Origin of the sequence: Parvibaculum sp. (assembly GCF_030651915.1) — a bacterium.
GTDB lineage: Bacteria > Pseudomonadota > Alphaproteobacteria > Parvibaculales > Parvibaculaceae > Parvibaculum.
In genome coordinates this window covers 431,325-453,232 of sequence record NZ_JAUSBV010000008.1, presented here as the reverse complement: position 1 = coordinate 453,232, position 21,908 = coordinate 431,325, and the positions used below count along the sequence as shown (strand labels likewise).

At 63.2% G+C, this 21,908-nt stretch carries 26 protein-coding genes and 1 pseudogene; 9 read left to right on the top strand and 18 right to left on the bottom strand.

Features of this window, described 5'->3' with window-relative positions; all coding sequences use genetic code 11:
- Positions 1-7: 7 nt before the first annotated feature.
- From Q7V31_RS13665 to Q7V31_RS13645, 5 genes are all read left to right on the top strand, one after another.
- Positions 8-808: a cytochrome c1 gene (locus Q7V31_RS13665; protein ID WP_304735096.1), complete on the top strand. Its 801-nt coding sequence runs from the start codon at positions 8-10 to the stop codon at positions 806-808.
- Positions 809-1,023: 215 nt separating this feature from the next.
- Positions 1,024-1,914, top strand: a complete 891-nt coding sequence (locus Q7V31_RS13660) for an S-methyl-5'-thioadenosine phosphorylase (protein WP_304735095.1) — start codon at positions 1,024-1,026, stop codon at positions 1,912-1,914.
- Between the two features lie 364 nt (positions 1,915-2,278).
- On the top strand, positions 2,279-2,821 hold the full coding sequence (locus Q7V31_RS13655) for an adenine phosphoribosyltransferase (protein ID WP_304735137.1): 543 nt from the start codon (positions 2,279-2,281) through the stop codon (positions 2,819-2,821).
- 24 nt (positions 2,822-2,845) lie between these two features.
- Positions 2,846-3,943: an S-methyl-5-thioribose-1-phosphate isomerase gene (mtnA, locus tag Q7V31_RS13650; RefSeq protein WP_304735093.1), complete on the top strand. Its 1,098-nt coding sequence runs from the start codon at positions 2,846-2,848 to the stop codon at positions 3,941-3,943.
- Positions 3,936-4,601: a class II aldolase/adducin family protein gene (locus tag Q7V31_RS13645; RefSeq protein ID WP_304735092.1), complete on the top strand. Its 666-nt coding sequence runs from the start codon at positions 3,936-3,938 to the stop codon at positions 4,599-4,601. Before mtnA ends, Q7V31_RS13645 begins: the two co-directional genes overlap by 8 nt.
- 212 nt (positions 4,602-4,813) lie before the next feature.
- Here the strand turns inward: Q7V31_RS13645 and Q7V31_RS13640 are convergent.
- The 14 genes and pseudogenes from Q7V31_RS13640 to lgt form a co-directional block, all read right to left on the bottom strand.
- Positions 4,814-4,924 (bottom strand): annotated as a pseudogene (locus tag Q7V31_RS13640) (dienelactone hydrolase family protein); the annotation flags it as partial.
- An 18-nt stretch (positions 4,925-4,942) separates the two neighbouring features.
- The gene (locus tag Q7V31_RS13635; protein WP_304735091.1) at positions 4,943-5,491 is read right to left on the bottom strand and encodes a hypothetical protein; all 549 of its coding nucleotides are present in this window, start codon (positions 5,489-5,491) and stop codon (positions 4,943-4,945) included.
- 2 nt (positions 5,492-5,493) lie between these two features.
- The gene (locus Q7V31_RS13630; RefSeq protein ID WP_304735090.1) at positions 5,494-6,144 is read right to left on the bottom strand and encodes a hypothetical protein; all 651 of its coding nucleotides are present in this window, start codon (positions 6,142-6,144) and stop codon (positions 5,494-5,496) included.
- Between the two features lie 155 nt (positions 6,145-6,299).
- The gene (locus tag Q7V31_RS13625; protein WP_304735089.1) at positions 6,300-6,977 is read right to left on the bottom strand and encodes a dienelactone hydrolase family protein; all 678 of its coding nucleotides are present in this window, start codon (positions 6,975-6,977) and stop codon (positions 6,300-6,302) included.
- A 26-nt stretch (positions 6,978-7,003) separates the two neighbouring features.
- Positions 7,004-7,483: a MaoC family dehydratase gene (locus Q7V31_RS13620; RefSeq protein ID WP_304735088.1), complete on the bottom strand. Its 480-nt coding sequence runs from the start codon at positions 7,481-7,483 to the stop codon at positions 7,004-7,006.
- On the bottom strand, positions 7,483-7,962 hold the full coding sequence (locus tag Q7V31_RS13615) for a MaoC family dehydratase (RefSeq protein ID WP_304735087.1): 480 nt from the start codon (positions 7,960-7,962) through the stop codon (positions 7,483-7,485). Before Q7V31_RS13615 ends, Q7V31_RS13620 begins: the two co-directional genes overlap by 1 nt.
- A gap of 374 nt (positions 7,963-8,336) precedes the next feature.
- Complete coding sequence (ychF, locus tag Q7V31_RS13610; RefSeq protein WP_304735085.1) at positions 8,337-9,446, bottom strand: redox-regulated ATPase YchF; 1,110 nt, start codon at positions 9,444-9,446, stop codon at positions 8,337-8,339.
- Positions 9,447-9,449: 3 nt separating this feature from the next.
- On the bottom strand, positions 9,450-10,067 hold the full coding sequence (gene pth / locus Q7V31_RS13605) for an aminoacyl-tRNA hydrolase (protein WP_304735084.1): 618 nt from the start codon (positions 10,065-10,067) through the stop codon (positions 9,450-9,452).
- A gap of 26 nt (positions 10,068-10,093) precedes the next feature.
- Positions 10,094-10,747: a 50S ribosomal protein L25/general stress protein Ctc gene (locus Q7V31_RS13600; protein ID WP_304735083.1), complete on the bottom strand. Its 654-nt coding sequence runs from the start codon at positions 10,745-10,747 to the stop codon at positions 10,094-10,096.
- 151 nt (positions 10,748-10,898) lie between these two features.
- Positions 10,899-11,834 (bottom strand): ribose-phosphate pyrophosphokinase, encoded by a 936-nt coding sequence (locus Q7V31_RS13595; RefSeq protein ID WP_304735081.1) that lies wholly within the window; start codon positions 11,832-11,834, stop codon positions 10,899-10,901.
- A gap of 167 nt (positions 11,835-12,001) precedes the next feature.
- On the bottom strand, positions 12,002-13,006 hold the full coding sequence (locus Q7V31_RS13590) for a hypothetical protein (protein WP_304735080.1): 1,005 nt from the start codon (positions 13,004-13,006) through the stop codon (positions 12,002-12,004).
- An 89-nt stretch (positions 13,007-13,095) separates the two neighbouring features.
- Positions 13,096-13,866, bottom strand: a complete 771-nt coding sequence (pgeF, locus tag Q7V31_RS13585; RefSeq protein WP_304735079.1) for a peptidoglycan editing factor PgeF — start codon at positions 13,864-13,866, stop codon at positions 13,096-13,098.
- Between the two features lie 10 nt (positions 13,867-13,876).
- Positions 13,877-14,959, bottom strand: coding sequence for a class I SAM-dependent methyltransferase (locus Q7V31_RS13580; protein ID WP_304735077.1), 1,083 nt, complete (start codon positions 14,957-14,959; stop codon positions 13,877-13,879).
- Positions 14,956-15,783, bottom strand: a complete 828-nt coding sequence (lgt, locus tag Q7V31_RS13575) for a prolipoprotein diacylglyceryl transferase (RefSeq protein ID WP_304735076.1) — start codon at positions 15,781-15,783, stop codon at positions 14,956-14,958. Before lgt ends, Q7V31_RS13580 begins: the two co-directional genes overlap by 4 nt.
- Positions 15,784-15,953: 170 nt before the next feature.
- Between lgt and Q7V31_RS13570 the strand changes: the two genes are divergently transcribed.
- From Q7V31_RS13570 to Q7V31_RS13555, 4 genes are all read left to right on the top strand, one after another.
- Positions 15,954-16,259, top strand: coding sequence for an accessory factor UbiK family protein (locus Q7V31_RS13570; protein WP_304735075.1), 306 nt, complete (start codon positions 15,954-15,956; stop codon positions 16,257-16,259).
- Between the two features lie 171 nt (positions 16,260-16,430).
- On the top strand, positions 16,431-16,934 hold the full coding sequence (locus Q7V31_RS13565) for a YbjN domain-containing protein (RefSeq protein ID WP_293507617.1): 504 nt from the start codon (positions 16,431-16,433) through the stop codon (positions 16,932-16,934).
- 48 nt (positions 16,935-16,982) lie between these two features.
- Positions 16,983-17,810 carry a pyrroline-5-carboxylate reductase gene (proC, locus tag Q7V31_RS13560; RefSeq protein ID WP_304735072.1) on the top strand — a complete coding sequence of 276 codons (828 nt, stop codon included), beginning with the start codon at positions 16,983-16,985 and terminating at the stop codon, positions 17,808-17,810.
- A gap of 78 nt (positions 17,811-17,888) precedes the next feature.
- A complete protein-coding gene (locus Q7V31_RS13555; protein WP_304735071.1) occupies positions 17,889-18,497 on the top strand; it encodes a TetR/AcrR family transcriptional regulator in 609 nt (202 codons plus the stop codon).
- Positions 18,498-18,501: 4 nt separating this feature from the next.
- Here Q7V31_RS13555 and Q7V31_RS13550 read toward each other — a convergent pair whose 3' ends face one another.
- The 4 genes from Q7V31_RS13550 to Q7V31_RS13535 all read right to left on the bottom strand — a co-directional run bounded on the left by Q7V31_RS13550 (position 18,502) and on the right by Q7V31_RS13535 (position 21,693).
- A complete protein-coding gene (locus Q7V31_RS13550) occupies positions 18,502-18,873 on the bottom strand; it encodes a nuclear transport factor 2 family protein (protein WP_304735069.1) in 372 nt (123 codons plus the stop codon).
- Positions 18,874-18,993: 120 nt separating this feature from the next.
- A complete protein-coding gene (locus Q7V31_RS13545) occupies positions 18,994-20,301 on the bottom strand; it encodes an ATP-binding protein (protein ID WP_304735067.1) in 1,308 nt (435 codons plus the stop codon).
- 101 nt (positions 20,302-20,402) lie between these two features.
- Positions 20,403-21,134, bottom strand: a complete 732-nt coding sequence (locus Q7V31_RS13540; protein ID WP_304735066.1) for a response regulator — start codon at positions 21,132-21,134, stop codon at positions 20,403-20,405.
- A 25-nt stretch (positions 21,135-21,159) separates the two neighbouring features.
- Positions 21,160-21,693 (bottom strand): MarR family winged helix-turn-helix transcriptional regulator, encoded by a 534-nt coding sequence (locus Q7V31_RS13535; protein ID WP_304735065.1) that lies wholly within the window; start codon positions 21,691-21,693, stop codon positions 21,160-21,162.
- Between the last annotated feature and the right edge of the window lie 215 nt (positions 21,694-21,908).

The following is a 21,908-nucleotide window of genomic DNA, read 5'->3' as shown; positions in this document are numbered from 1 at the left end:
CGGACAAGTGAAAAACAAGATGATCGAAATCTCCCGCAAGACCGGCCTTCTGGCCTTGGCGGCCGCCGCCGCGATCGGGATGCCGCTGCTGGCGGGCCCCGCCCAGGCGGCGGATGCCGTCAAGCCGATCCAGCTCGAATGGTCCTTCGAGGGTGTCTTCGGCGTTTACGACCGCGACGCGCTGCGCCGCGGCTACAAGGTCTACAAGGAAGTCTGCGCCGTCTGCCATTCGGCGGAACTCGTCCGCTTCCGCAATCTGATGGAGCCGGGCGGGCCGGAATTCAGCGAAGGCCAGGTCAAGGCGCTGGCGGCCGACATCGTCGTCATCGACGGGCCGGACAATTCGGGCGAGATGTTCGAGCGGCCGGGCGAGCCCAAGGACCGCTTCCCCTCGCCCTATCCCAATCCGGAAGCCGCCGCCGCCGCGCTCGGCGCACCGGCGCCCGATCTCTCGGTCATCGCCAAGGCGCGGCCGGACGGCGTCAACTATCTCCACTCGCTGCTGGTCGGCTATGCCGAGGCGCCGGAAGGCTTCGAGGTGCTGCCGGGCCTGCACTACAACACCTATTTCCCCGGCCATGTGCTGGCCATGCCGCAGCCGCTGTCGGACGGCCAGGTCGACTATGAAGACGGCACGCCCAACACGGTCGACCAGATGGCCCGCGACGTCACCCATTTCCTGATGTGGACCGCCGAGCCCAAGCTCGAACAGCGTCACCGCATCGGCTTCCAGGTGATGATCTATCTGGTGCTGCTGAGCGGCTTCCTCTGGTTCTCGATGCGCAAGGTCTGGTCCGACCAGCACTGAGGCGCGTCACACGAAATTGACGGAAAAGGGTCCCTCTCGGGGCCCTTTTTCATGGCGCAGGCGCGCTGGTTTGTTATATGGGGGACGCATAACCCCCCGGTCGTCATGGCCCGCTTCATGCGGGCCATCCACGTCTTTCTGTCCTTACTCCGGCGCCACGACGTGGATGGCCCGGACAAGCCGGGCCATGACGGTAAGAGAAGCGGGAGAGACCAGTGACCAAAACCGTACTCGGCGTGATCGGCGGCAGCGGCGTCTATGAGTTTCCGGGGCTGCGCAACGAGCGCTGGGAACGCATCGCCACGCCCTGGGGCGCGGCCTCCGACGAACTGCATTTCGGCGAGCTGCCCATCGGCGACGGCAAGACGATCGAGATGGTGTTCCTGCCGCGCCATGGCCGCGGCCATCCGCATTCGCCCTCCAGCATCAATTACCGCGCCAATATCGACGCCCTGAAACGCGCCGGCGTCACCGACATCATTTCGGTCTCGGCGGTCGGCTCGCTGAAGGAAGAGCTGCCGCCCGGGACCTTCGTCATTGTCGACCAGTTCATTGACCGCAGCTTCGCGCGCGAGAAAAGCTTTTTCGGCGAAGGCTTCGTCGCCCATGTCTCGATGGCCGATCCGGTCTGCCCGCGCCTCGGCGATCACATCGAGGCCGCCTGCAAGCAACACGACATTCGCCACAAGCGCGGCGGCACTTATCTGGTCATGGAAGGCCCGCAATTCTCGACCCGGGCCGAGAGCGAGCTTTATCGTTCCTGGGGCTGCTCGGTGATCGGCATGACCAACATGCCGGAAGCGAAACTCGCCCGCGAGGCCGAGATTTGCTACGCGACGGTCGCCATGGTCACCGACTTCGATTGCTGGCATCCGACCCATGCCCATGTCGAGGTTTCGGACGTGATCCGCGTGCTGGAGGAAAATGCCGGGCACGCCCGCGCCGTCATCCGCGCCGTGGCGACAAGCTTCGGCCCGGAGCGCCAGCCCTCGCCGCAGGGCCTCGACCGCGTCCTCGACACGGCGCTGATCACCGCACCCGACAAGCGCGATCCGGCGCTGGTCGCCAGGCTCGACGCGGTCGCCGGACGGGTGCTCAAGGGGTGAAGATGTTGAAAGAGCGCAGCCAAATCCAGAGGTGTCACCCCGGCGAAAGACGGGGTCCATGGGCAGTCCATGGCAAGGTGAAGATTTTGCACGCGGAGGCGCGGAGCCGCGGAGAAGAGATAGTTTATTGCGCCTTCGGCGCGAAGCGCCAGAAAACGTTCCCTGTGCCGCTGCTTGAAACTTTCTTGCTTTCTCCCCTTCTCCGCGCCTCCGCGCCTCCGCGTGAACCCTTCTTTCCTTCACCTCGTCGTTTGCCGCTGCTGCTTGTGGATCCCGGCCTTTGCCGGGACAGGCGCCGGGATCGCCGGGGTGACACAAGTTTGTAATCCGGCGTGAACGGCTCGCCAGCAGACGACTAAACAAGATCAAACGGAGACACAGCAACGTGAAACAATTCATCCGCACCATTCCGGACTATCCGAAGCCCGGCATCCTGTTTCGCGACATCACAACGCTCCTGGGCGACCCGGTCGGCTTCCGCAATGCGGTCGACGCGCTGGTGGCGCTGCATGACGGCGCCACTTTCGACATCGTCGCCGGCATTGAGGCGCGCGGCTTCATTCTCGGCGGCGCCGTCGCCCACCGGCTCAATCTCGGTTTCGTGCCGGTGCGCAAGAAGGGCAAGCTGCCCTTCGCCACCATCTCCCAGGAATACGATCTCGAATATGGCACCGACACGGTCGAAATCCATACCGACGCCATCGATGCCGGCGCGCGGGTGCTGCTGATCGACGATCTGATCGCGACCGGCGGCACGGCCGAGGCCTCGGTCAAGCTGATCGCGCGGGCGGGCGGCCGGGTCGCGGCGGCGAGCTTCGTCATCGAATTGCCGGAACTTGGCGGCCGCCAGCGCCTCGAAGCGCTCGACATCGAGGTGCTGTCGCTCTGTTCCTTCGAAGGCCACTGACCGACACCGGCCGGGAGCGAGATCATGAAGATCGACGGCATCCCTTACCGCACCATCCGGGTCGCCGATGACGACTGGTCGGTCGAGGTGATCGACCAGACCAGACTGCCGCATGAATTCGCGCTCATCCGCCTCGAAACGGCGGACGACTGCGCCCGCGCGATCAAGGACATGAATGTGCGCGGGGCGCCGCTGATCGGCGCCACCGCGGCCTACGGCATCTGCCTCGCGCTGCGCGCCGATCCCTCCGACGCCGCGCTGGAAGCGGCCTGCGTCCTGCTCGGCGCAACGCGGCCGACCGCCGTCAATCTCAAATACGCGATCGACGAAATGCGCGCCGCCGTGGCGCCGCTCGGCGCCAATGCCCGGGCCGCGGCGGCCTATGCCCGCGCCGCGCAACTCTGCGACGACGATGTCGAGATCTGCCGCCGGATCGGCGAGAACGGCCTGCGCCTGATCCGCGGCATCGCCGAGGCCAAACCCGGCCAGACGGTCAACATTCTCACCCATTGCAATGCCGGCTGGCTTGCCTGTGTCGACTGGGGCACGGCGCTGGCGCCGATTTACATGGCGCATGATGCCGGCATCCCGGTCCATGTCTGGGTTGACGAAACGCGGCCGCGCAACCAGGGCGCCGCACTCACCGCCTTCGAGCTCGGCGGCCATGGCGTCCCGCACACCATCATCCCCGACAATGCCGGCGGCCATCTGATGCAGCACGGCCAGGTCGATCTCTGCATCACCGGCACCGACCGCACCACCGCGACCGGCGATGTCGCCAACAAGATCGGCACCTATCTCAAGGCGCTGGCGGCCGATGCCAATGACGTCCCCTTCTATGTCGCGCTGCCGCACACCACCATCGACTGGTCGCTCGAGGACGGTGTGGCGGGAATTCCGATCGAAGAGCGCGATGCCCGCGAGGTCACCCACATGACCGGCCGCACAGCGGCGGGCGAGATCGTCACCGTCGAAATCGCGGCGCCGGGCAGCCCCGCCGCCAATTACGGCTTCGACGTCACGCCCGCGCGCTACATCACCGGCCTCGTGACGGAGCGCGGCGTCTGCGCGGCGAGCCGCGAGGGGCTGTTGGGGCTTTATCCGGAGCGGCGCGATGGCTGAGCGGGACGCGGGCGGCACCGACGAGGCCTGGCTGCGGCAGCGCGTCGTCGATGCGGCGCAGGACCTCGCCCGGACCGGCCTCTCGCCCAACATGTCGGGCAATGTCTCGGCGCGGGCGGGCGACCGTATCTTCATCACGCCGTCCGGCGTTCCCTATACCGATCTTCTTCCCGCCGACATCGCCGAGATTGCGTTCGACGGACGCATCCTGTCGGGCACCTTCCCACCCTCCAGCGAATGGCGGATGCATGCGGCCATCTATGCCGCGCATCCGGAAGCCGGCGGCATCGTCCATGCCCATTCCGATTTCGCCACCGTGCTGGCGGTGCTGAAGCGCGAGATCCCGCCCTTCCACTACATGGTGGCGGTGGCCGGCGGCCGCGACATCCCTTGCGCGCCTTACGCGACCTTCGGCAGCGCCGAACTCGCCGCCCATGCGGTCGCCGCGCTCGACGCGCGCCGCGCCTGCCTGCTCGCCCATCACGGCCAGATCGCCTTCGGGCGGACCGTCGAGGATGCGCTGCATCTCGCCCATGAAGTCGAAACGCTGGCCGCCCAATATTGCCGCGCGCTGCAACTCTGCGAACCGGACTTGCTGTCGGATGATGAGATGGCGGTGAATGTCGAGAAGTTCAGGACTTACGGGCCGAGGGGGTAGGGCCTTCACTCTCTTCCCACCCTCCCCCTGAGGGAGGGTCAAACCGCTGCAAGCGGTTTGGGGAGGGGTAGGGGCGGCTGCGGCGGGTTCGGGTGCTTGCGATGTGCTCATAGGCGCAACGCTTCACCCCTCCCCGAAATTTGTCTCGCTAGCGCTCGAAAATTTCGACCCTCCCACAGGGGGAGGGTGGGAAGGAGAAGCGTCCGCCCCCCTCACACCCCTTCGAACAATTCCAGCGTCCGCTTCAACGCCAGTTCCGCAGATGCCTTGTCGTAATTGTTGCGGCGGTCGGAATTGAAGCCGTGATCGGCGTCGTAGACATAGACCTTCGCGTCTGGACACTACCGGCGCTCTATCCCTTCCATCAATTCCTCCTCGGAACCATCGAATAGCAGCGCGTACAAATCCACGCAGCTTTCGTTATTGAGCGACATGACGGCCATTACGAAGCCCCGGGCGCTTTTCCATTTCACAACCGCGGACCGGACATCGGCGTCAGACTCGTCCCAGACGAGCGGTTCCGACTTTCCGAATACCGTTTCCATCCCGGCGCGAATCGACACGAAATTCTCCTCGCACCACCCGGTCGTCATCTTGGGTTCGTCGAAACGGATCACGGGGTCATAATTGGCAATGACGAGGCGGAGACGCCCATCTCTGAAAACGAGGGTGGTCGCAGCTGCCGGTTCGCGTGAGGGCATGCGGCCAAGCATGAGTTCGTTGTCGTTGCTCTCCTCGATTATCTCTCCGTCATGCTCGGCAAAAATGCTTCTGACCTCGTCCGCCGTCATCCCCAGTCGGAAAACCTCATAGGGATTGGCGGCATGAGCGCTGGCCGAGCCGATGGCGAAAAGAGTGAGGGCGACGGTGTGCAGGGTGTTTCTCCACATCGTCATTGCCGGATGGGTGCCGCTGTCACCAGGCTATCGGCCGGAAGGCCCATGGCGTTCAAGAACCGCGCGTAAAATTCTTCGCATGCCTCGTCCGTACCGGCGAAAGCCGTCGTCACGACGTCGCTGCAATAGGGGTCTTTTTCCGGGGCCGCCGTGCCATGCATGCGCTGATAGGCCCAGAGCGTGCCTTCTTCGAGCTGCCAGGTCAGCAGGTGTCCGCGTATGTCATCCTCTACCTCGACCTCATCGGAGGCGGGTTGCCCATGGGCCATCGCGATGGTCTGACGGATATGCGCGAACATCGTGTCGCATGTGTCCTGAGAAATCCGGGGCTTCGGCGACTTGAAATTGTAGTCGAACATGATTGATTTCAACTCGCCGTTCTCGAGCACGAACATTCCCAAGCCCATAGTGCCTGTCGGAATGCCGCCGACGAGCATCTGAAAACTGCCGAAGTCTGGCGGCTTCCTGCCGGCGTCTTGCGGGACGATCTTGGTTGGGTCGACGACGCTGCCGCCATGTGCCTCGGCGGCCGCAACGACGTCCGCCTCGCTCATCCCTAACCGGAAAACCTCATAGGGATTGGCCGCGCGTGCGTCGGTGCATCCGATGGCAAAGGCCGCAAGCAGGACAAAAGCTGAATAACGCATTCCATCCCCCCTAACTCGTCATTGCGAGCGTAGCGAAGCAATCCAGGCGCGGCAAATGCTGCGCTTGCGGCTTCTGGATTGCTTCGTCGCTGCGCTCCTCGCAATGACGACCTGAAATAAGTTGCGTCCGGCAAACCCAAAAGCGTCCGCCCCCCTCACACCCGCTCGAACAATTCCAGCGTCCGCTTCAGCGCCAGTTCGGCCGACGCCTTGTCGTAATTGTTGCGGCGGTCGGAATTGAAGCCGTGGTCGGCGTCGTAGACATAGACCTTCACTTGCGGATGCGCGGCCTCGATGCGGCGCACGTCGTCCATCGGGATGCCCTTGTCCTTCTCGCCGAAATGGCAAATGGTCGGGCATTTCGGCGTCTCGTCGATATAGTCCTTGATCGCGCCGCCGTAATAGCAGGACGCCGCATCGAGCCCCTCGGCGCGGCAGGCGGCGACCCAGCTCACCGTGCCGCCATAGCAATAGCCGGTGATGAAGACCTTGGCGCTGCCGTCGGCGCGCAATTTGTCGATGCACATCTGCGCATCGAGCACGGTGTTCTCGTAAGGATTGTTGGCGCGCAGTTCCAGCGACTTCTGGATGTCTTCCTGGGCGTAGCTCGCCTGAAAATCCTTCACCTGGCGGTCGTAAAGCTGCGGCGACAGCACGTCATAGCCGCGCGCCGCATACTCGTCGCAGAGATCCTTGATATGCGCGGTGACGCCGAAGATTTCCATGATCAGCACCAGCCCGCCTTTACGCGTGCCTTCGGCCTTGGCGTGGTAGCAAAGAATTTCGGCGCCGTCGCCGCTCTTCAGCGTGATCGTCTTGCCCTTGCGTGCCATTGCTGCCTCCCTTGAATTTTCTGTTCTCAACCCGCGTCGCCGCGGCGTTCGGCCATGCCCTGTCCGATGAAGTCGAGCACGGTTTCACCGCGCTGGTTGGTGCCGACATTCCGGCTCCGGATGATGCCCCAAGCTGGCCGCGATTTCATTTCGATTTTTTCGACGACCGTTGACGAATAGGTGATCGTGTCGCCCGCGCGCACCGGGTTCGGCCATTTCATCTCGAGAAAGCCGGGCGAGGGGCCGCCGGCGGGCTTGCGGCCCGTCTCGTCGGGCTGTTCCTCGCGGCCGGTCCGCGCGGCGATCATCATTTTCATCCAGGTCGCGGTCGTGTGCCAGCCGCTCGCCGTTAGCCCGCCAAAGGGGCCGGCCTTCGCCGCTTCCGCGTCGATGTGAAAATATTGCGGATCGTATTTGGTCGCGAAGCGGATGATTTCCGCTTCGGTGAATGTATAGGCGCCGAGGTCGAGCCGGGCGCCGATCGCGATGTCTTCGAACCAGGGCATCAGGCGCTCCCCTCGACAGGCGCGCCCGGATGACGGCGGCCATACATCGCCCAGCCGTCCGAGGTCAGTACCACCTCGTCCTTCTGGTTCAGCATTTCGATATGGAATTTGGTCAGGCCCATTTCCGGGCGGCTTTTCGAGGCGCGGCGTTCGACGCAGGTCCGCCGCACACGGAGCACATCGCCGACATAGACCGGCTTCTTCCAGCGCACCTCGTCGACGCCCGGCGCGCCCAGCGAGGCGCTTTCGAGAATGTAGCCGTCGCACATCATCCGCATCATCATCGCGCAGCTGTGCCATCCGCTGGCGCAGAGCCCGCCCAGGATCGACGCCTTCGCCGCTTCCTCGTCAAGATGGAAGGGCTGCGCGTCGAACTCGCTGGCGAATTCGACGATCTCTTCCTTCGTCACATGCTTCTCGCCGAACTCGACCGTCTCGCCGAGGCGGAAGTCCTCCCAGTAATATTTCGGTTGGGTCATGGGATGCCTGTTGTCTTTATACGGAACATATTCTTGCGCGGCGCTGGTTTGTGTTCCCACCTGCCCCTGGAGGGCTTGGGCGTCGACGGCGACCCCCGGGGGTAAGTTTTTTTCACCCGCCGAATCGCGCGGCGCGCATGCCGCCATGCTGGCCCCCGGGGATAAGTTTTTCGTTCCCGCCTCCAGAATCGTCTCGGCGCGATTTTCACCGCCGTCCGAAACCGGGGATTACTTTTTTTGTCGCCCCGTCATTTTCCATTTGTGACAGTTTTTTGACAGTTTTGTGACAGAGGGGGGTCTGCAGTCGATTTTCGCTGTCACAAACCGGGTTATCCCCGCCCTTCGGGGGCGTGCGAAAATGCCGTTTCCGGTTCCTAATTGGCAAAGCGGAAATGCATCACATCGCCGTCCTGCACCACATACTCCTTGCCCTCAAGACGCATCTTGCCGGCATCCTTCGCGCCTTGTTCGCCGCCCAGTTTCACATATTCGTCATAGGCGATCGTCTCGGCACGGATGAAACCCTTTTCGAAGTCGGTATGGATGACGCCGGCCGCTGCCGGCGCGCGCGTGCCGCGGGTGATCGTCCAGGCGCGCGTCTCTTTCGGACCCACGGTGAAATAGGTGATCAGATCGAGAAGTGCATAGCCGGAGCGGATCAGACGCGCGAGGCCGGGCTCGGAAAGGCCCAGCGTTTCGAGATATTCGGTGCGGTCGCCGGCCGGCAGTTGCGCGATCTCTTCCTCGATGCGCGCCGAGATGACGACGGCCTGCGCGCCTTCGGCTTTGGCGCGCGTCTCGACGGCTTTCGAATATTCGTTGCCGGTCGCGGCGGACGCTTCCTCGACGTTGCAGACATAGAGCACCGGCTTCGAGGTCAGCAGGTTCAGGCCTTCCCAGGCCTTGATGTCCTCGTCGGCGATCTTGCCCTGCGCCGTCGCCATCCGCGCGGGCTTGCCTTCGCGCAGAAGTTCAAGCGCCACATGCATCAGATCGAAAAGCTGCTTTGCTTCCTTGTCGCCTGTCTTCGCTTTTTTTTCGGCCGCCGTCGCGCGCTTTTCGAGGCTTTCGAGATCGGCCAGCATCAGCTCCGTCTCGACGATTTCGGCATCGGCCAGCGGGTCGATGCGGTTCTCGACATGGGTGATGTCGTCATCGACGAAGCAGCGCAGCACATAGGCAATCGCGTCGACCTCGCGGATCGTCGCGAGGAACTGGTTGCCAAGGCCTTCGCCCTTCGAGGCGCCCTTCACGAGACCGGCAATGTCGACAAAGGTCAGTCGCGTCGGAATGATTTCCTTGCTCTTGGCGATGGCGCAGAGCTGTTCAAGCCGCGGGTCCGGCACCGCCACTTCGCCGACATTCGGTTCGATGGTGCAGAAGGGATAGTTGGCGGCCTGCGCGGCGGCGGTCTGCGTCAGCGCGTTGAAGAGCGTCGACTTGCCGACATTGGGCAGTCCGACAATGCCGCATTTGAAACCCATGGCTCAGGCGTCTCCGTTCTTTGTCTCATCGGTCTTTTTCTTCGGCGGCTCGGGGTTGAGCGCCAGATGGACCTTGTTGGCGAATGTCGCGTCCTTGCCTTCGGCGAGCAGCGGCGCGGCATCGGCAATCGCCTCGATCAGCGGTTCGACCCAGCCGGTCATCTCCGCCTTCGAAAAATCGCCGAGCACCGCGTTCAGCACGCGATCCTTCTCGCCCGGATGACCGATGCCGATCCGTACACGGCGGAAATCGGGTCCGATATGGGCGGCGATCGAGCGGATGCCGTTATGCCCCGCGGCGCCGCCGCCGGTCTTGATCCGCAGCTTGGCCGGGGCGAGGTCGAGTTCGTCGTGGAAGACGATCACATCGGCTTCCGTCAGCTTGTAGAAGCGCAGCGCCTCGCCGACGGCGCGGCCGCTTTCGTTCATGTAGGTGGTCGGCTTCAGCACGATGGCCTTCGCGCCATCGAGCGTCCCTTCCGACACCAGGCCCTGAAAGCGGGCGCGCAGCGGCGAAAAGGAATGGCGGCGGACAATCGCGTCCGCCGCCATGAAACCGATATTGTGGCGGTTGCGGGCGTATTTCTCGCCCGGGTTGCCGAGACCGACGAGCAGGATCATCGCCGGCTCCTTTCAGGTCACGCGGATCAGGCGTCTTTGGTGGCAGGCTTTGCCGCGTCCGTCGCTTCCTCAGCCTTGGCTTCCTCACCGGCGCCGGCGCCGGCCGAGACGACGGCGGCAGGGGCGGCAATCGTTGCGATGGTGAAGTCGCGGTCGGCGATGGTCGGCTTCACATTGTCCGCCAGCTTGACGGCCGAAATATGAATCGACGTTCCCATCTCGTAGCCGGTGAGATCGATGTCGAGCTGTTCCGGGATCGCGTCGGCCGGGCAGACCAGTTCGACTTCGTGGCGCACGATGTTCAGCACACCGCCGGCTTTCAGACCGGGCGAGGCTTCGTGGTTGTGGAAGTGCACCGGCACGTCGACGGTGACGGTCGCGTTCTTGCCGAGGCGCAGAAAGTCGATATGGATGATGAAGTCGCGCACCGGTTCGAACTGCACGTCGCGCGGGATCACGCGCTCGGTCTTGCCATTGACGTCGACGTCGAGCACGTGGCTCATGAACGTGCCCTTCTGGTAGAGGGCGGTGACGTCCTTGTAGCTGATGGCAATCAGTTCGGGCGATTTCTTGTCGCCATAGATGACGGCGGGAACGCGGCCTTCGCGACGGAGCGAGCGGACAGCCCCCTTGCTGCCTTTCTCGCGCGTCTCGGCCTTGAGCGTCAGAGTCTCGGCCATGACAAATTCTCCAATAAAAACGGGGCCTTAGCGGCCCACGCGATGACCCGCAAGTCTCCTCCAGGGGTGTGGAAGTGCGGGATTGCGGGCCTTATAGCCGCCAATCGGGCAAAACTCAACCGGGGCGGGAAGGGGGCCGGTGTGGCTCGGGTCAGTCGAACAGGCTCGAAACCGAGCGTTCCTCGGCGGTCCGGCGCATCGCTTCGCCGATCAGCGGGGCGATCGAGACGACCCGGATATTGTGGCTGACGCGGACGGCTTCGGTCGCCTGGATCGAATCCGTGATGACGAGCTCTTTCAGTTGCGAAGCCGAGACGCGGGCGACCGCGCCGCCGGAGAGAACGCCGTGCGTCACATAGGCAGAAACTTCGGTCGCGCCCTGTTTCAGCAGCGCTTCGGCGGCGTTGCAGAGCGTGCCGGCCGAGTCGACGATGTCGTCGACCAGGATGCAGGAGCGGCCCTTCACATCGCCGATGATGTTCATGACTTCGGATTCGCCGGCGCGCTCGCGGCGCTTGTCGACGATCGCAAGGTCGGCGCCGATGCGCTTGGCGATCGCGCGGGCCCGAACCACGCCGCCGACGTCGGGCGAGACGATCATCACATTGCCATTGGCCGCGTAGTGCTGCTCGATGTCGCGCGTCAGCACCGGCGCGGCGAAAAGATTGTCGGTCGGGATGTCGAAAAAGCCCTGTATCTGTCCCGCATGGAGATCGAGCGTCAGCACGCGGTCGGCGCCTGCCGTCGTCACCAGATTGGCGACGAGCTTTGCCGAGATCGGCGTGCGCGCGCCGGGCTTGCGGTCCTGCCGCGCATAACCGAAATAGGGGATCACCGCGGTGATGCGCCGCGCCGAGGCGCGCCTGAGCGCGTCCATGATGATCAGCGTTTCCATCAGATGGTCGTTGGCGGGATAGGAAGTCGACTGGATCACGAAGACGTCCTCGCCGCGGACGTTCTCCTGAATCTCGACGAAGATTTCCATGTCCGCGAAGCGGCGGACGACCGATTTGGTGAGCGGCAGGTTCAGATAGGCGGCGATGGCTTCGGCAAGCGCCCGGTTTGAATTGCCTGCGACCAGTTTCATGCCGTGATCCCCGCGCTTCGCCCCTGAACTTCAAATCGCCGCAACAGCCCTGCCGGAAAGATGACAGGTCGGTGACGGCGCGAGCGCGTTGTAACAAGGCGATCCGACCCTGTAAACACGCAAACTTTTGGCCCGAAACTGCCTGTTTTCAGGCCATTCGCGCGCAATCAGGACCGACCGGGCGACGGCGCCAGCAGCGCCATCACCCCTTCGGCGGCGGCCTCCGCGGCGTTCTCGGCGAGCTTGCCCCAGTTCCCCGCGATGCTCGCCGCATCGAGTGCGTTTCGCTGTTTCACTTCGCCCAGCGTTTCGCCGCTCAGCGATGTCACGATCCAGTGGATTGAAACTTCGGTGCGGCCGTCATTGCGCGAGGCAGTGAAGATGCTGCCCTCGATCTTGTATCCCTCGTTGCGCAGCCAAGTTGCGGTCGGGACGCGGCGGGCCAGTGCGCTGTCGAGGGCCCGCGTCAGCGCCGCATTGCCGTCGCCGGGCGCCGCACCGACAATGATGTCGAAGGGGAGGCGGTCTTGGTCCTGCGGTCTTTGCGCGGCGCTGGCGGCAATGCTGCCGGTGACGATGCGGTCACCGCTTCCGGCTTTCGTCATCGCGCCGCTTTGCGCATCGATTTCGCTTGCATACCAGACGGCCAGCCGTGCCGCTGCGTCACCGGCGATGCGGCGCAGGTCGGCCCGGGCGATATGGGCCCAGGGGTCGCCGTTTCCGGCGCGGAGCGGCAGGGTTTCTTCGTTGACGACACGGTGGACCCGCGCGCCCGTTGCATCGCGCACGTCGATCACGGTGACGACATAGGCACCCTCGGCATTCTCTCCGGCATCCATTGCGCCCGATATTTCGTAGGTGCTCGCCTCGCCATCGGCGACCGGAAGCCGCGCTTTGGCCGCTTCCTCTTTCAGCAGCGCGGCAAAGATGGCCGCCTCCGCCATTGGCGCGCCACTCAGGGCGGCAATGGCGATGCCGGGTCCATGGCTGGACTGGGCAGCCGTTGTCGCTGCCGCTTCGGCAGGCCGTGCGTTGCGGTCCGAGGCCGCATCATCTGCGCAGGCCGCCATCGCGAAAATGGCGATGGCAACGCCGATACGAAGCCGGTGCGCACCGGTCCGTTTCCAGTCCGAAGCGTCTTTCGCGAATTCGGGTTGCGTTTTCGTCAGCACCGCCGGATGCCCCAATGCCTTGCCCGGATGGTGGGCGCCTGCTGGAGGACAGTCTAGTCCGATTCGGACCGTCGTTACCGGACTGTCATTTATTCGGGTCGCAGCATGATCGCCGATATTTGCCGGCCGTAATCTGGTTCGTTGCGGTGAGTCGCGCGGCGATAGGAAAAAAATCGGGCGCGGTCGGCATAGGTGCAGTGGCCGAGCATCGAAACGGCGCCAATTTCGGCAGCGGTCAGCCGTGCTTCGACATAGCCGGGCAGGTCGAACATGAAGTGGCCGGGCTTTTCGGAGGCCGTGAACCATTTGGCGTTGACGGCATCGGCCTCGACGAATCGCGTTCGGAACTCAGGGCCAACCTCATAGGCTTCCCTGGAGATACAGGGGCCGATCGCTGCCGCGATGTGGCCGCGCGTTGCACCAAGCCGTTCCATCGCCTCGATGGTGGCCTCCATGACGCCGGTCAACGCCCCCTTCCAGCCTGCATGCGCCGCGCCGATGATGCGGGCATTCTTGTCGGCGAAGAGCACCGGCGCGCAATCGGCGGCCAGAACGCCCAGCACAATACCAGCGGCGGCCGTTACCATCGCATCGGCTTGCGGCGCGTTTTCCCAGGTCCATGGCGCCGTCACGTCGATCACGTCGGCGCTGTGAATCTGGTGGACGGTGACCAGATTGTCCGGTTCGACGCCCAGCGCCTGGGCAACGGTGGCGCGATTTTTTCGCACCGTCTCCTTGTCGTCGCCGGAGCCGAGACCGCAATTGAGCGAAGCATAGATGCCTTTGGACCCGCCGCCTTCACGCGTGAAAAAACCGTGCCGGATATGGGCGATGACGTCGAGGGGTTTCGCGGTCAGCATCGGCGCAACCTCAAAAAAATCCGGGCGGCGGTATCGTACCGCGGGGGGCAATACCGAGCACCTTGAACAGGCTGCCCATCTCATCGGGCGCGGTCAATCGCTGCAGTCCTGAATTGATGTCGCGGGCTTGTGCCTCGGTCGCTTGCTTGCGCAGGGCTGCGGCGCGCGCTTCGATGCCGAGTGCCCTCAGAAAGGCGCCTTGCTCGACCGGCCCGTATGCCGCGGCACCGCCTGCGACAACAGCAAGCGCGAGGCTTTCAAAATCGACATGTGCCGTCAGATCCGCCTCGCCCGGTGCATCGAAGGGGTTGGCATATTCATGGCCGCGCAGGGCCTGCAACGTGTCGCCGGGAGCGCTTCGGACATGGCCGTAGTCGACGATCAATGCCGCGCCGCCGCGCGCGGCGATGCGTGCCGATATGCCTTCGGCAATTGCGAGTGATGCGGGAGAGGTTTCGACGAAGGCACCCTCCGGGGCGTCTCGCATGGCGGCGGGCAGCGCCTTGTCGTTTGCGAGCGGGACGGGCGCGAGCACGGGCGCCAATCGACCTTCCGCAAGACCCACATAGCGCTCGCACCAGCCGCGCCCGGTGCGCTGGTACTGGACAATCGGCAGGGCGTCGAAGAATTCGTTGGCGATCAGGAAAAGTGGTTGATCGGGCAATGTGTCGATGCGTTCGTGCCATGTCGCTTGCGGGACGCGCTTCTTCTGGGCCTGGCGCAATACGGGGCTCGTTTCGACGAAATGCACTTCCGCGGCTTCGGTCATTCCGGGGACGGCGCGCATGGCGCGAAGGGCGTCGGCCATCAATGTGCCGCGACCGGGACCGAGTTCGGCCAAAACGAAGGACGCAGGTGCGGCTTGTGCTACCCAGGCATCGGCCAGCCAGAGGCCGACCAGCTCGCCGAACATCTGGCTGACTTCGGGTGCGGTGACAAAATCGCCGCGCGGGCCCAATGGGTCGCGCGTCATGTAATAGCCGTGCTCGGGGTGGCCGAGTGCGATCGCCATATAGTGCGAGAGCGGGATCGGCCCCGTTTCTTCGATCAGCCGGACGATATGACGTGCGAGCGCTGTGTGGCCCGCGTTCATTTCCGTTTGGGCTTCGGTGTCGGGGCCTTGCTTGTCGCCGATTTCCAGATGATGGCGGCGCCGACAAGTACCATCGGAATCGACAGTATCATGCCCATTGTCAGCCAATGGCCGAACAGGAAGCCGATCTGCGCATCGGGCTCACGGAAAAACTCGACAATGGTGCGTGCGACGCCATAGCCGGCGATGAAGCCACCCATCACGACGCCCGGTTTTTGCAGCATGCCGAAGCGATGTGTCAGCAGGCGCAGCACGAAGAAGAGCACAATACCTTCAAGGGCGGCCTCGTAGAGCTGGCTCGGATGACGTGGAAATGGACCGGCGCCCGGGAAAATCACGCCCCAAGGCGCATCGGTGATACGGCCCCAGAGTTCGGCATTGATGAAGTTGGCAATGCGGCCGAAAAAGAGACCGATGGGCGCGGCCGCACTCACCAGGTCCATCATCGTCAAGGCAGGGAAGCCGCGCTTGCGGGCAAACCAGAACATCGCGACGAGAACGCCGAAGGCGCCGCCATGGAAGCTCATGCCGCCTTGCCAGACATAGAGAATTTCGAGCGGGTGTTGAAAGAAGTATCCCGGGTTGTAGACCAGCACATAACCGAGACGACCGCCGAGAATGACGCCGAGTGCCGCCCAAAGGAGCGCGTCGTCGACGTCGAGCCGTGTGACCGGCGATTTGCCGGGCCAAAGGCGCGGCGCTTCAGCCAGGGCGACGATATAGCGCCAGCCCAGAATGAGGCCGGCGATATAGGCCAGAGCGTACCAGCGGATGGCGAAGGGACCGATCTGGATCAGCACCGGGTCGATTTCGGGGAAGGGCATGGGATTCGGCCTCGGTGTGGCCCCTGCGATGGGCGATGGCGCGCTAGTTTGCCTCCGGGCCCCTTCATGTCAAGGAAACCGCCTTGTGCAGCCCGCGTCGTTCGGTCCGGTTCGCATTCGCGCCGCAAGGCGTTATCTTTCCGGGCGAAGGCATAACCGGAGACCTGCCCATGACCCAGACGCAGAATCGTATTCTCGACGAGCTCGGCCGGCTTTTCACCAACGCCGCCGGTGCAGCACAGGGTGTCCGTACCGAAGTCGAGACGCTGATCCGGGCTCAGGCCGAGCGGCTGGTTGCCGATATGGATCTGGTCGGCCGGGAAGAGTTCGACGCCGTGCGGGCGATGGCCCAACTTGCCCGGGAGGAAAACGAGGCGCTCAAGGCCCGGCTCGACGTGCTGGAAGCGGCGCTTGCGGCAAAGAAAGCCAAGCCCACGAAGCTCTCCGCCAGCGGCGCCGTTGGCGATGGCGTCTGATTGCGTCCATGGTTTCCCACAGCTTTTGTCTCGATTTCGGCCCGGCAATGGTCCCTCAGGGTTGCGCCGACTCAACGCATCATGCACGTTAGGTATCGTGTGTAGAGGCAGGAGCGCCTACTAGATATGGGGTTTCGGCCTCGTTCAGTGGCATCCGATGCGGGGGAACGAATGAAAGGCACAGTCGCCGAGACTGCGGAATTCGACGGCAATCCCCTCGATCTTCTTGAGCAGGTGGCGTCCGTCCGCGACTGGTTTTTCGAACGAAGCCACGAAGACGAACTGAATATCTGTGTGGCAGGTGATTGGCGCGACTATCAGATCTCGCTCAACTGGCGTGACGACCTTTCCGGCCTCCATGTCGCCTGCGCGCTCGATCTGCGCGTACCGCCCGAAAAGCGGCCGGTGATCCGCCATCTTCTGACACTGATCAACGAGCAGCTATGGTCCGGTCATTTCGACATCTGGTCGGATGACGGCGTTGTGCTGTTTCGCAACAGTCTGCTCTTGTGCGGCGGCGCGGCGGCCACGCCGGAGCAATGTGAGGCGTTGCTGCGTCTCGCGGTCGAGGCCTGCGAGCGCTATTATCCCGCCATGCAATTCGTCATGTGGGCGGGCAAATCGGCCGAAGAAGCCATCGCCGCGGCCATGTTCGAGACACAAGGCCGGGCCTGATCCGGTTCGTCCGGTTCCGGCGACTTCAATCAAATGACGGTTTCTGCCATGACACTTTCTCTCGAGCGCCCGCTGGTTCTGGTGGGCGCGGGCAAGATGGGCGGCGCGCTTCTTTCCGGCTGGCTTGAGCATGGGCTTTCGCCGTCGCAGGTTTTTGTACTTGAGCCCACACCCGCATCCGAGATCGAACAACTTGTGGCCGCCAGGAATATTACGCTCAACGCGTCGGTACGCGACATCGCCGCCGCACGGCCTGCCGTGGTGCTGATCGCGGTCAAGCCGCAGGCCATGGGCGAGGTGCTGCCTGCGCTTTCACTTCTCGTGCATCCCGAAACGCTGTTTATCTCGATTGCCGCGGGTACCGGCCTCCACCGGCTCAAGGAACTGCTTGGTGCCGAGGTGCATGCGGTGCGCGCAATGCCCAATACGCCCGCCGCAATCGGACGCGGTATCACCATCGCCTGCGCCAACGAGCGGGCGACACCGGCACAGAGGGAGATGGCACAACAGCTTCTCGCCGCAGTTGGTGAAGTTGGTTGGGTCGAGAGCGAAGCGCATATCGACGCCGTGACGGCGATTTCCGGCAGCGGCCCGGCCTATGTGTTCTACATGGTCGAATGCCTTGCGGCGGCGGGGGAGGCGCTGGGCCTCGAACCGGCGATGGCGATGAAGCTGGCGCGCGAAACGGTGAGCGGCTCCGGCGAAATGCTGCGTCGTTCGCCGGAGGCGGCGTCCCAACTTCGGGCCAATGTGACCTCGCCGGGTGGCACGACGGCCGCCGCGCTTGACGTCCTGATGGGCGAGGGCGGTTTGTCGCCGCTTCTGCGGCGCGCGGCGCTCGCGGCGCGCGACCGGGCGCGTGCCCTCGGCAAATAGGCCTTTGCCGTCTCGTCAAGCGTGGCACGACGCCCTATCTTCGTTTCACATCACCTTGTGTTTCCAGGGAACGACGAAATGGCCGCCAAACGCGATCCCGAGGAGAAGATCATCGATGCCGCATTCAAGCTTGCGGCGTCGCGCGGCTGGACGGGTCTGTCGCTGGCCGAGATTGCCAAATCGGCGCGCGTCGGCCTGCCGGCGCTTTACGGGATATTTGGCTCGAAGGGCGAGATTCTCGCCGCTTTCAGCCGGCGCATTGATGCCGAAGTGCTGCAATTGGCGTCGGAGGAAGATCTCGCGGGCGAGGCAGCACGGGACAGGTTGTTCGATGTGCTGATGATGCGCTTCGATGCGCTCACAGCCTACAAACCGGCGCTGAAGCGGATAGCCCGGGATATTGGGCGTGATCCGGTGGCGGCTGCGGGCCTGATGCGGCCGATGCTGCAATCATTGGGCTGGATGCTTGAAGCGGCCGATATCGACAGTTCAGGCCTGGGGGGTGCCTTGCGTGTGCGGGGGCTTGCGTTGGTCTGGGGTGCCGTGTTCCGGGTCTGGCTTGAAGATGACGACGATCAGGCCCAGACGATGGCCGATCTTGATCGCAGGTTGCGACGTGGCGAAGCGTTTATCGAACGGCTGCACGGCCTCGGCCGGCGTGAACGCGGGGCCGGCGCGGCGGCGTGAGTCATCAGAAATGAAACACACGGCAGGCGGTGATATGTTCGTCTTTCCATTCGAGCATTTCGACCACGCGTTTGCGGCCCTTTTCGTCACCATTGAGAACGCGCCAGTACTCGATTGAGGCACGGCCGGCGCCGTCTTTCTCATCCGAAATCGCACCGAGAATCTCGGCCTTGAAACTCCTGAGCCGCCCGGCCGACACCTCGGCATAGGCGCGAATCTCCGAGTGCCCGCGCAAGGTCCCGTCGGCGATGTTCATCCGCTCGACGACGACCGAACTCATATGAGTGGCGTCTGGCGCATAGATGGTCTCAATGTGAGCCGGATCGAGGCTTTGCCACGCCGCCTGCCATCGAACGACCATGTCCGGGAGTGTCATTGAGCCGACTCCGTCTGCAATTCAATTGAGTTTCCAGCGCCACAACTATTTACAGGCCACCCTAAAATAAGTCAACAATGCTGACTTAATTTGGGATGGTTTCGATTGGAAACGGCGCTCTCAGACGGGCACGTGGATGACGGCGCGCAATCCGCCCATCGGGCTGCGGGCCAGCGTAATGTCGCCGCCATGGCCGCGCGCGATGTCGCGGGCAATTGCGAGCCCCAGGCCGGAGCCGCCGTCTTCCAGATTGCGCGCGGCATCAAGCCGGTAGAACGGGCGGAAAACCTCTTCAAGCTGATCCTCGGGAATGCCGACGCCGTCGTCGTCGACAAATATATCGATGCCGCCGCCATCACCGGCGTCATCGGTGTCGCGGATCGCCGTTACCCAGACATGCGCGGCGTGCCTGCAGGCATTGTCGACGATGTTGGTGAGGCAGCGTTTGAAGGCGTTGCGCCGGAGCGGCAAGACGAGATCGCCATGCAGGTCGAGCCGCAGGTCGTGGCCTTTGCGCTGCGCGTCGGTCCGCACTTCCTCGATGAGTTCGGCAAGGTCGGTTTCTTCCGACGTCTCGCCATGGTGCCCGCGGGCGAATTCGAGGTAGTCTTCCAGCATGCGCTCCATCTCGGCGATGTCGGCGCGCAAGTCCTCGATTTCGGGTCCTTCGCCCAGCATTGCAAGCTGCAGTTTGAAGCGGGTCAAAGGCGTTCTGAGATCGTGGCTGACGCCGGCCAGCATTGCAGTGCGCTGCTCGATCTGACGCTGGATGCGCGCGCGCATGTCGAGGAAGGCCTGGGCGGCGCTTCTCACTTCGGTCGCACCTTGCGGCCGGAAGCTCGGCACGTCGCGGCCCATTCCGAAAGACTCCGCGGCTTCGGCCAGCCGCTCGATGGGGCGTATCTGGTTTCGCAGGAAGACCATCGCCACGATGATCAGCACGACCGACGTACCGAACATCCAGACCAGAAAGATATGCCAGTTCGACGCGTAAACATGTGAAGCTGGTGTCAGGATGCGCATGACACCGCCATTGTAGGCAATGCGGATATCGACATATTTGTCGTATTGTAACGTATTGATCCAGAAAGGCCGTGCAATGCGCAGACGCAATTCGTCGTTGAGCGAATTGTCCAGCAGACTGCCTGTCGAAGATGGCGTTTCGGGCAGGACTTCGCCATCGAGGAACGCGATCGGCAAACCGATATGCGCGTTTGCCCTTGCGGCGATCCTGGCGGCCTGCTGAGGTGTCTGATTTTCTTCGAACTCGGCGAGTATCAGCGCAATCTCCGCAACGGTCTTGGCCGACAATCGCTGCGTTACCAGTTGCCAATGACGTTCCAGAAAAACGTAGGTTACGACGAACTGCAGCAACACCATTGGAGTAATGATGATGATCAGCGAGCGGCCGTAAAGACCGCGCGGCATCAGTCTCTTCATTATCTGAAACGGGTGCCATGTCATGGGCGCTATTTTTGTGCGCTCGGACTGCGCGTTCATCTGAACCTCGGTTTGCATGTCGATCGCTGTCAGTCAGGCATCAGCGCGTAGCCTTCGCCACGCACGGTCTGCAAATATACCGGGTTTCGGGGGTCGGTTTCGAGTTTGCGCCGCAGGCGGTTGATCTGAACGTCGATCGAGCGCTCAGCGGCCTCATTGTCGCACAGGTCCATGCGCGACAAGGGTTTGCCCGGATTGGCCGCGAAGATGCGCAGCAACTGAATCTCGCGCGTTGTCAGCCGGATTTGCCTGTCGCCGTTCCAAAGCTCGCCTCGTGTCGTGTTGAAGCGACACGACCCCAGAGAAACTTCGTCATGCCGCATTGCACCTGGCGCCTGCGCGCGTCGCAGGATTGTGCCGATGCGCAGCAGAAGTTCGCGTGGCTCGAAAGGTTTGGCCAGATAATCGTCGGCGCCGCGCTCCAGCCCGTCGATACGATCGCTGGCCTCGCCGCGCGCAGTCAGCATCAGGATCGGCACGGTCGAATTGCGGCGCAGGTCGCGCGTCAGATCGAGGCCGCTTTCGCCAGGCATCATGACGTCGAGCACCAGCAGGTCGAATGACAGACCTGCCAGCCGCGCGCGTGCCTCGGCCGCGTTCTCGGCCGCGGTTACACGATAGCCGTTGTCGGAAAGGTAGCGCTTCAGCAACTCACGGATGCGGCGATCGTCATCGACGACCAGAATATGGGGTGCGTCGTCCGACGGGCCGGTTTTTCCGACCGCCTTTGTCTGGGCGTCTGTCGTCGCTTCCGTTGTCACCTGAAAACCTTCCCGGCGTTTCCGCTCAGCGTGCGGGTGTCTTTGCGATCAAGGATTCGACTTCCGGCCGGTCATCCTCGTTCACCAGCGCCAGCAGGACGGTGCGCCAGGCGAGATCCGCGTCGGGGCCGGCCTTCTCCAATGCCTTGGCGACGCGTGACCTTTGCGGCGCCGCCAGACGCTGTTCTATTTCGCGGCCGGTCGCGGTCAGGAACAGCATTCGCTGGCGGCGGTCCTGCTTTCCTGTTTCCTGCTCAATGAAACCCCGCTCGATCAATTGTTTCAGCACCCGGGCAAGGCTTTGTTTGGTGATGCGCAGGATATCCAGCAGTTCGGCAACGGTAATGCCGGGGTTGCGACCCACGAAATGCACCACACGGTGGTGGGCACGACCGAAGCCGTATTCGATCAGGATTTCGTCGGGGTCGCTGATAAAATCGCGGTACGCGAAAAAAAGCAGTTCGATCGCCTCGGTCAGATGGTCCGCAGAGCCGCTGCCGGGGGCGGCCGAAGCGCCGCCTTCGGGGGCAGATGGGCGCTTTGTCTGTGGTTTTCCCATGGGTTTTACCGTTGCCATCATTTTATGTCAGTGATGTTGACATATTTTATCCGGAGTGCTACCTGTTGCGGACGGCTTGAGACAGAATGGACGCAAGGCTGGAAGCCTCGAATCTTCGCGTCACTATACTAGACGATTGCCGCGTAAATCTGTCTCCGGCAAATCCCGGAATGCGGGGACGCAAGGGCAGGGTGAAGGTCGGTAACGGCGAAGGC

Bases quoted from the DNA above. Each gene is read 5' to 3' on its own strand.
- pgeF (WP_304735079.1), bottom strand. From the start codon at position 13,866: ATGCTGACCGCGAAACCCCTCGACGTCATCGCCCATATCCGGCACGGT.
- Q7V31_RS13645 (WP_304735092.1), top strand. From the start codon at position 3,936: ATGGCTGAGCGGGACGCGGGCGGCACCGACGAGGCCTGGCTGCGGCAG.
- Q7V31_RS13570 (WP_304735075.1), top strand. From the start codon at position 15,954: ATGACCCAGACGCAGAATCGTATTCTCGACGAGCTCGGCCGGCTTTTC.
- Q7V31_RS13630 (WP_304735090.1), bottom strand. From the start codon at position 6,144: ATGCGTTATTCAGCTTTTGTCCTGCTTGCGGCCTTTGCCATCGGATGC.
- Q7V31_RS13600 (WP_304735083.1), bottom strand. From the start codon at position 10,747: ATGGCCGAGACTCTGACGCTCAAGGCCGAGACGCGCGAGAAAGGCAGC.
- Q7V31_RS13550 (WP_304735069.1), bottom strand. From the start codon at position 18,873: ATGACACTCCCGGACATGGTCGTTCGATGGCAGGCGGCGTGGCAAAGC.
- Q7V31_RS13535 (WP_304735065.1), bottom strand. From the start codon at position 21,693: ATGGGAAAACCACAGACAAAGCGCCCATCTGCCCCCGAAGGCGGCGCT.
- Q7V31_RS13620 (WP_304735088.1), bottom strand. From the start codon at position 7,483: ATGCCCTGGTTCGAAGACATCGCGATCGGCGCCCGGCTCGACCTCGGC.
- Q7V31_RS13545 (WP_304735067.1), bottom strand. From the start codon at position 20,301: ATGCCGCGCGGTCTTTACGGCCGCTCGCTGATCATCATCATTACTCCA.
- Q7V31_RS13565 (WP_293507617.1), top strand. From the start codon at position 16,431: ATGAAAGGCACAGTCGCCGAGACTGCGGAATTCGACGGCAATCCCCTC.
- Q7V31_RS13625 (WP_304735089.1), bottom strand. From the start codon at position 6,977: ATGGCACGCAAGGGCAAGACGATCACGCTGAAGAGCGGCGACGGCGCC.
- lgt (WP_304735076.1), bottom strand. From the start codon at position 15,783: ATGCCCTTCCCCGAAATCGACCCGGTGCTGATCCAGATCGGTCCCTTC.
- Q7V31_RS13615 (WP_304735087.1), bottom strand. From the start codon at position 7,962: ATGACCCAACCGAAATATTACTGGGAGGACTTCCGCCTCGGCGAGACG.
- pth (WP_304735084.1), bottom strand. From the start codon at position 10,067: ATGATCCTGCTCGTCGGTCTCGGCAACCCGGGCGAGAAATACGCCCGC.
- proC (WP_304735072.1), top strand. From the start codon at position 16,983: ATGACACTTTCTCTCGAGCGCCCGCTGGTTCTGGTGGGCGCGGGCAAG.
- mtnA (WP_304735093.1), top strand. From the start codon at position 2,846: ATGAAGATCGACGGCATCCCTTACCGCACCATCCGGGTCGCCGATGAC.
- Q7V31_RS13635 (WP_304735091.1), bottom strand. From the start codon at position 5,491: ATGTGGAGAAACACCCTGCACACCGTCGCCCTCACTCTTTTCGCCATC.
- ychF (WP_304735085.1), bottom strand. From the start codon at position 9,446: ATGGGTTTCAAATGCGGCATTGTCGGACTGCCCAATGTCGGCAAGTCG.
- Q7V31_RS13595 (WP_304735081.1), bottom strand. From the start codon at position 11,834: ATGAAACTGGTCGCAGGCAATTCAAACCGGGCGCTTGCCGAAGCCATC.
- Q7V31_RS13580 (WP_304735077.1), bottom strand. From the start codon at position 14,959: ATGAACGCGGGCCACACAGCGCTCGCACGTCATATCGTCCGGCTGATC.
- Q7V31_RS13555 (WP_304735071.1), top strand. From the start codon at position 17,889: ATGGCCGCCAAACGCGATCCCGAGGAGAAGATCATCGATGCCGCATTC.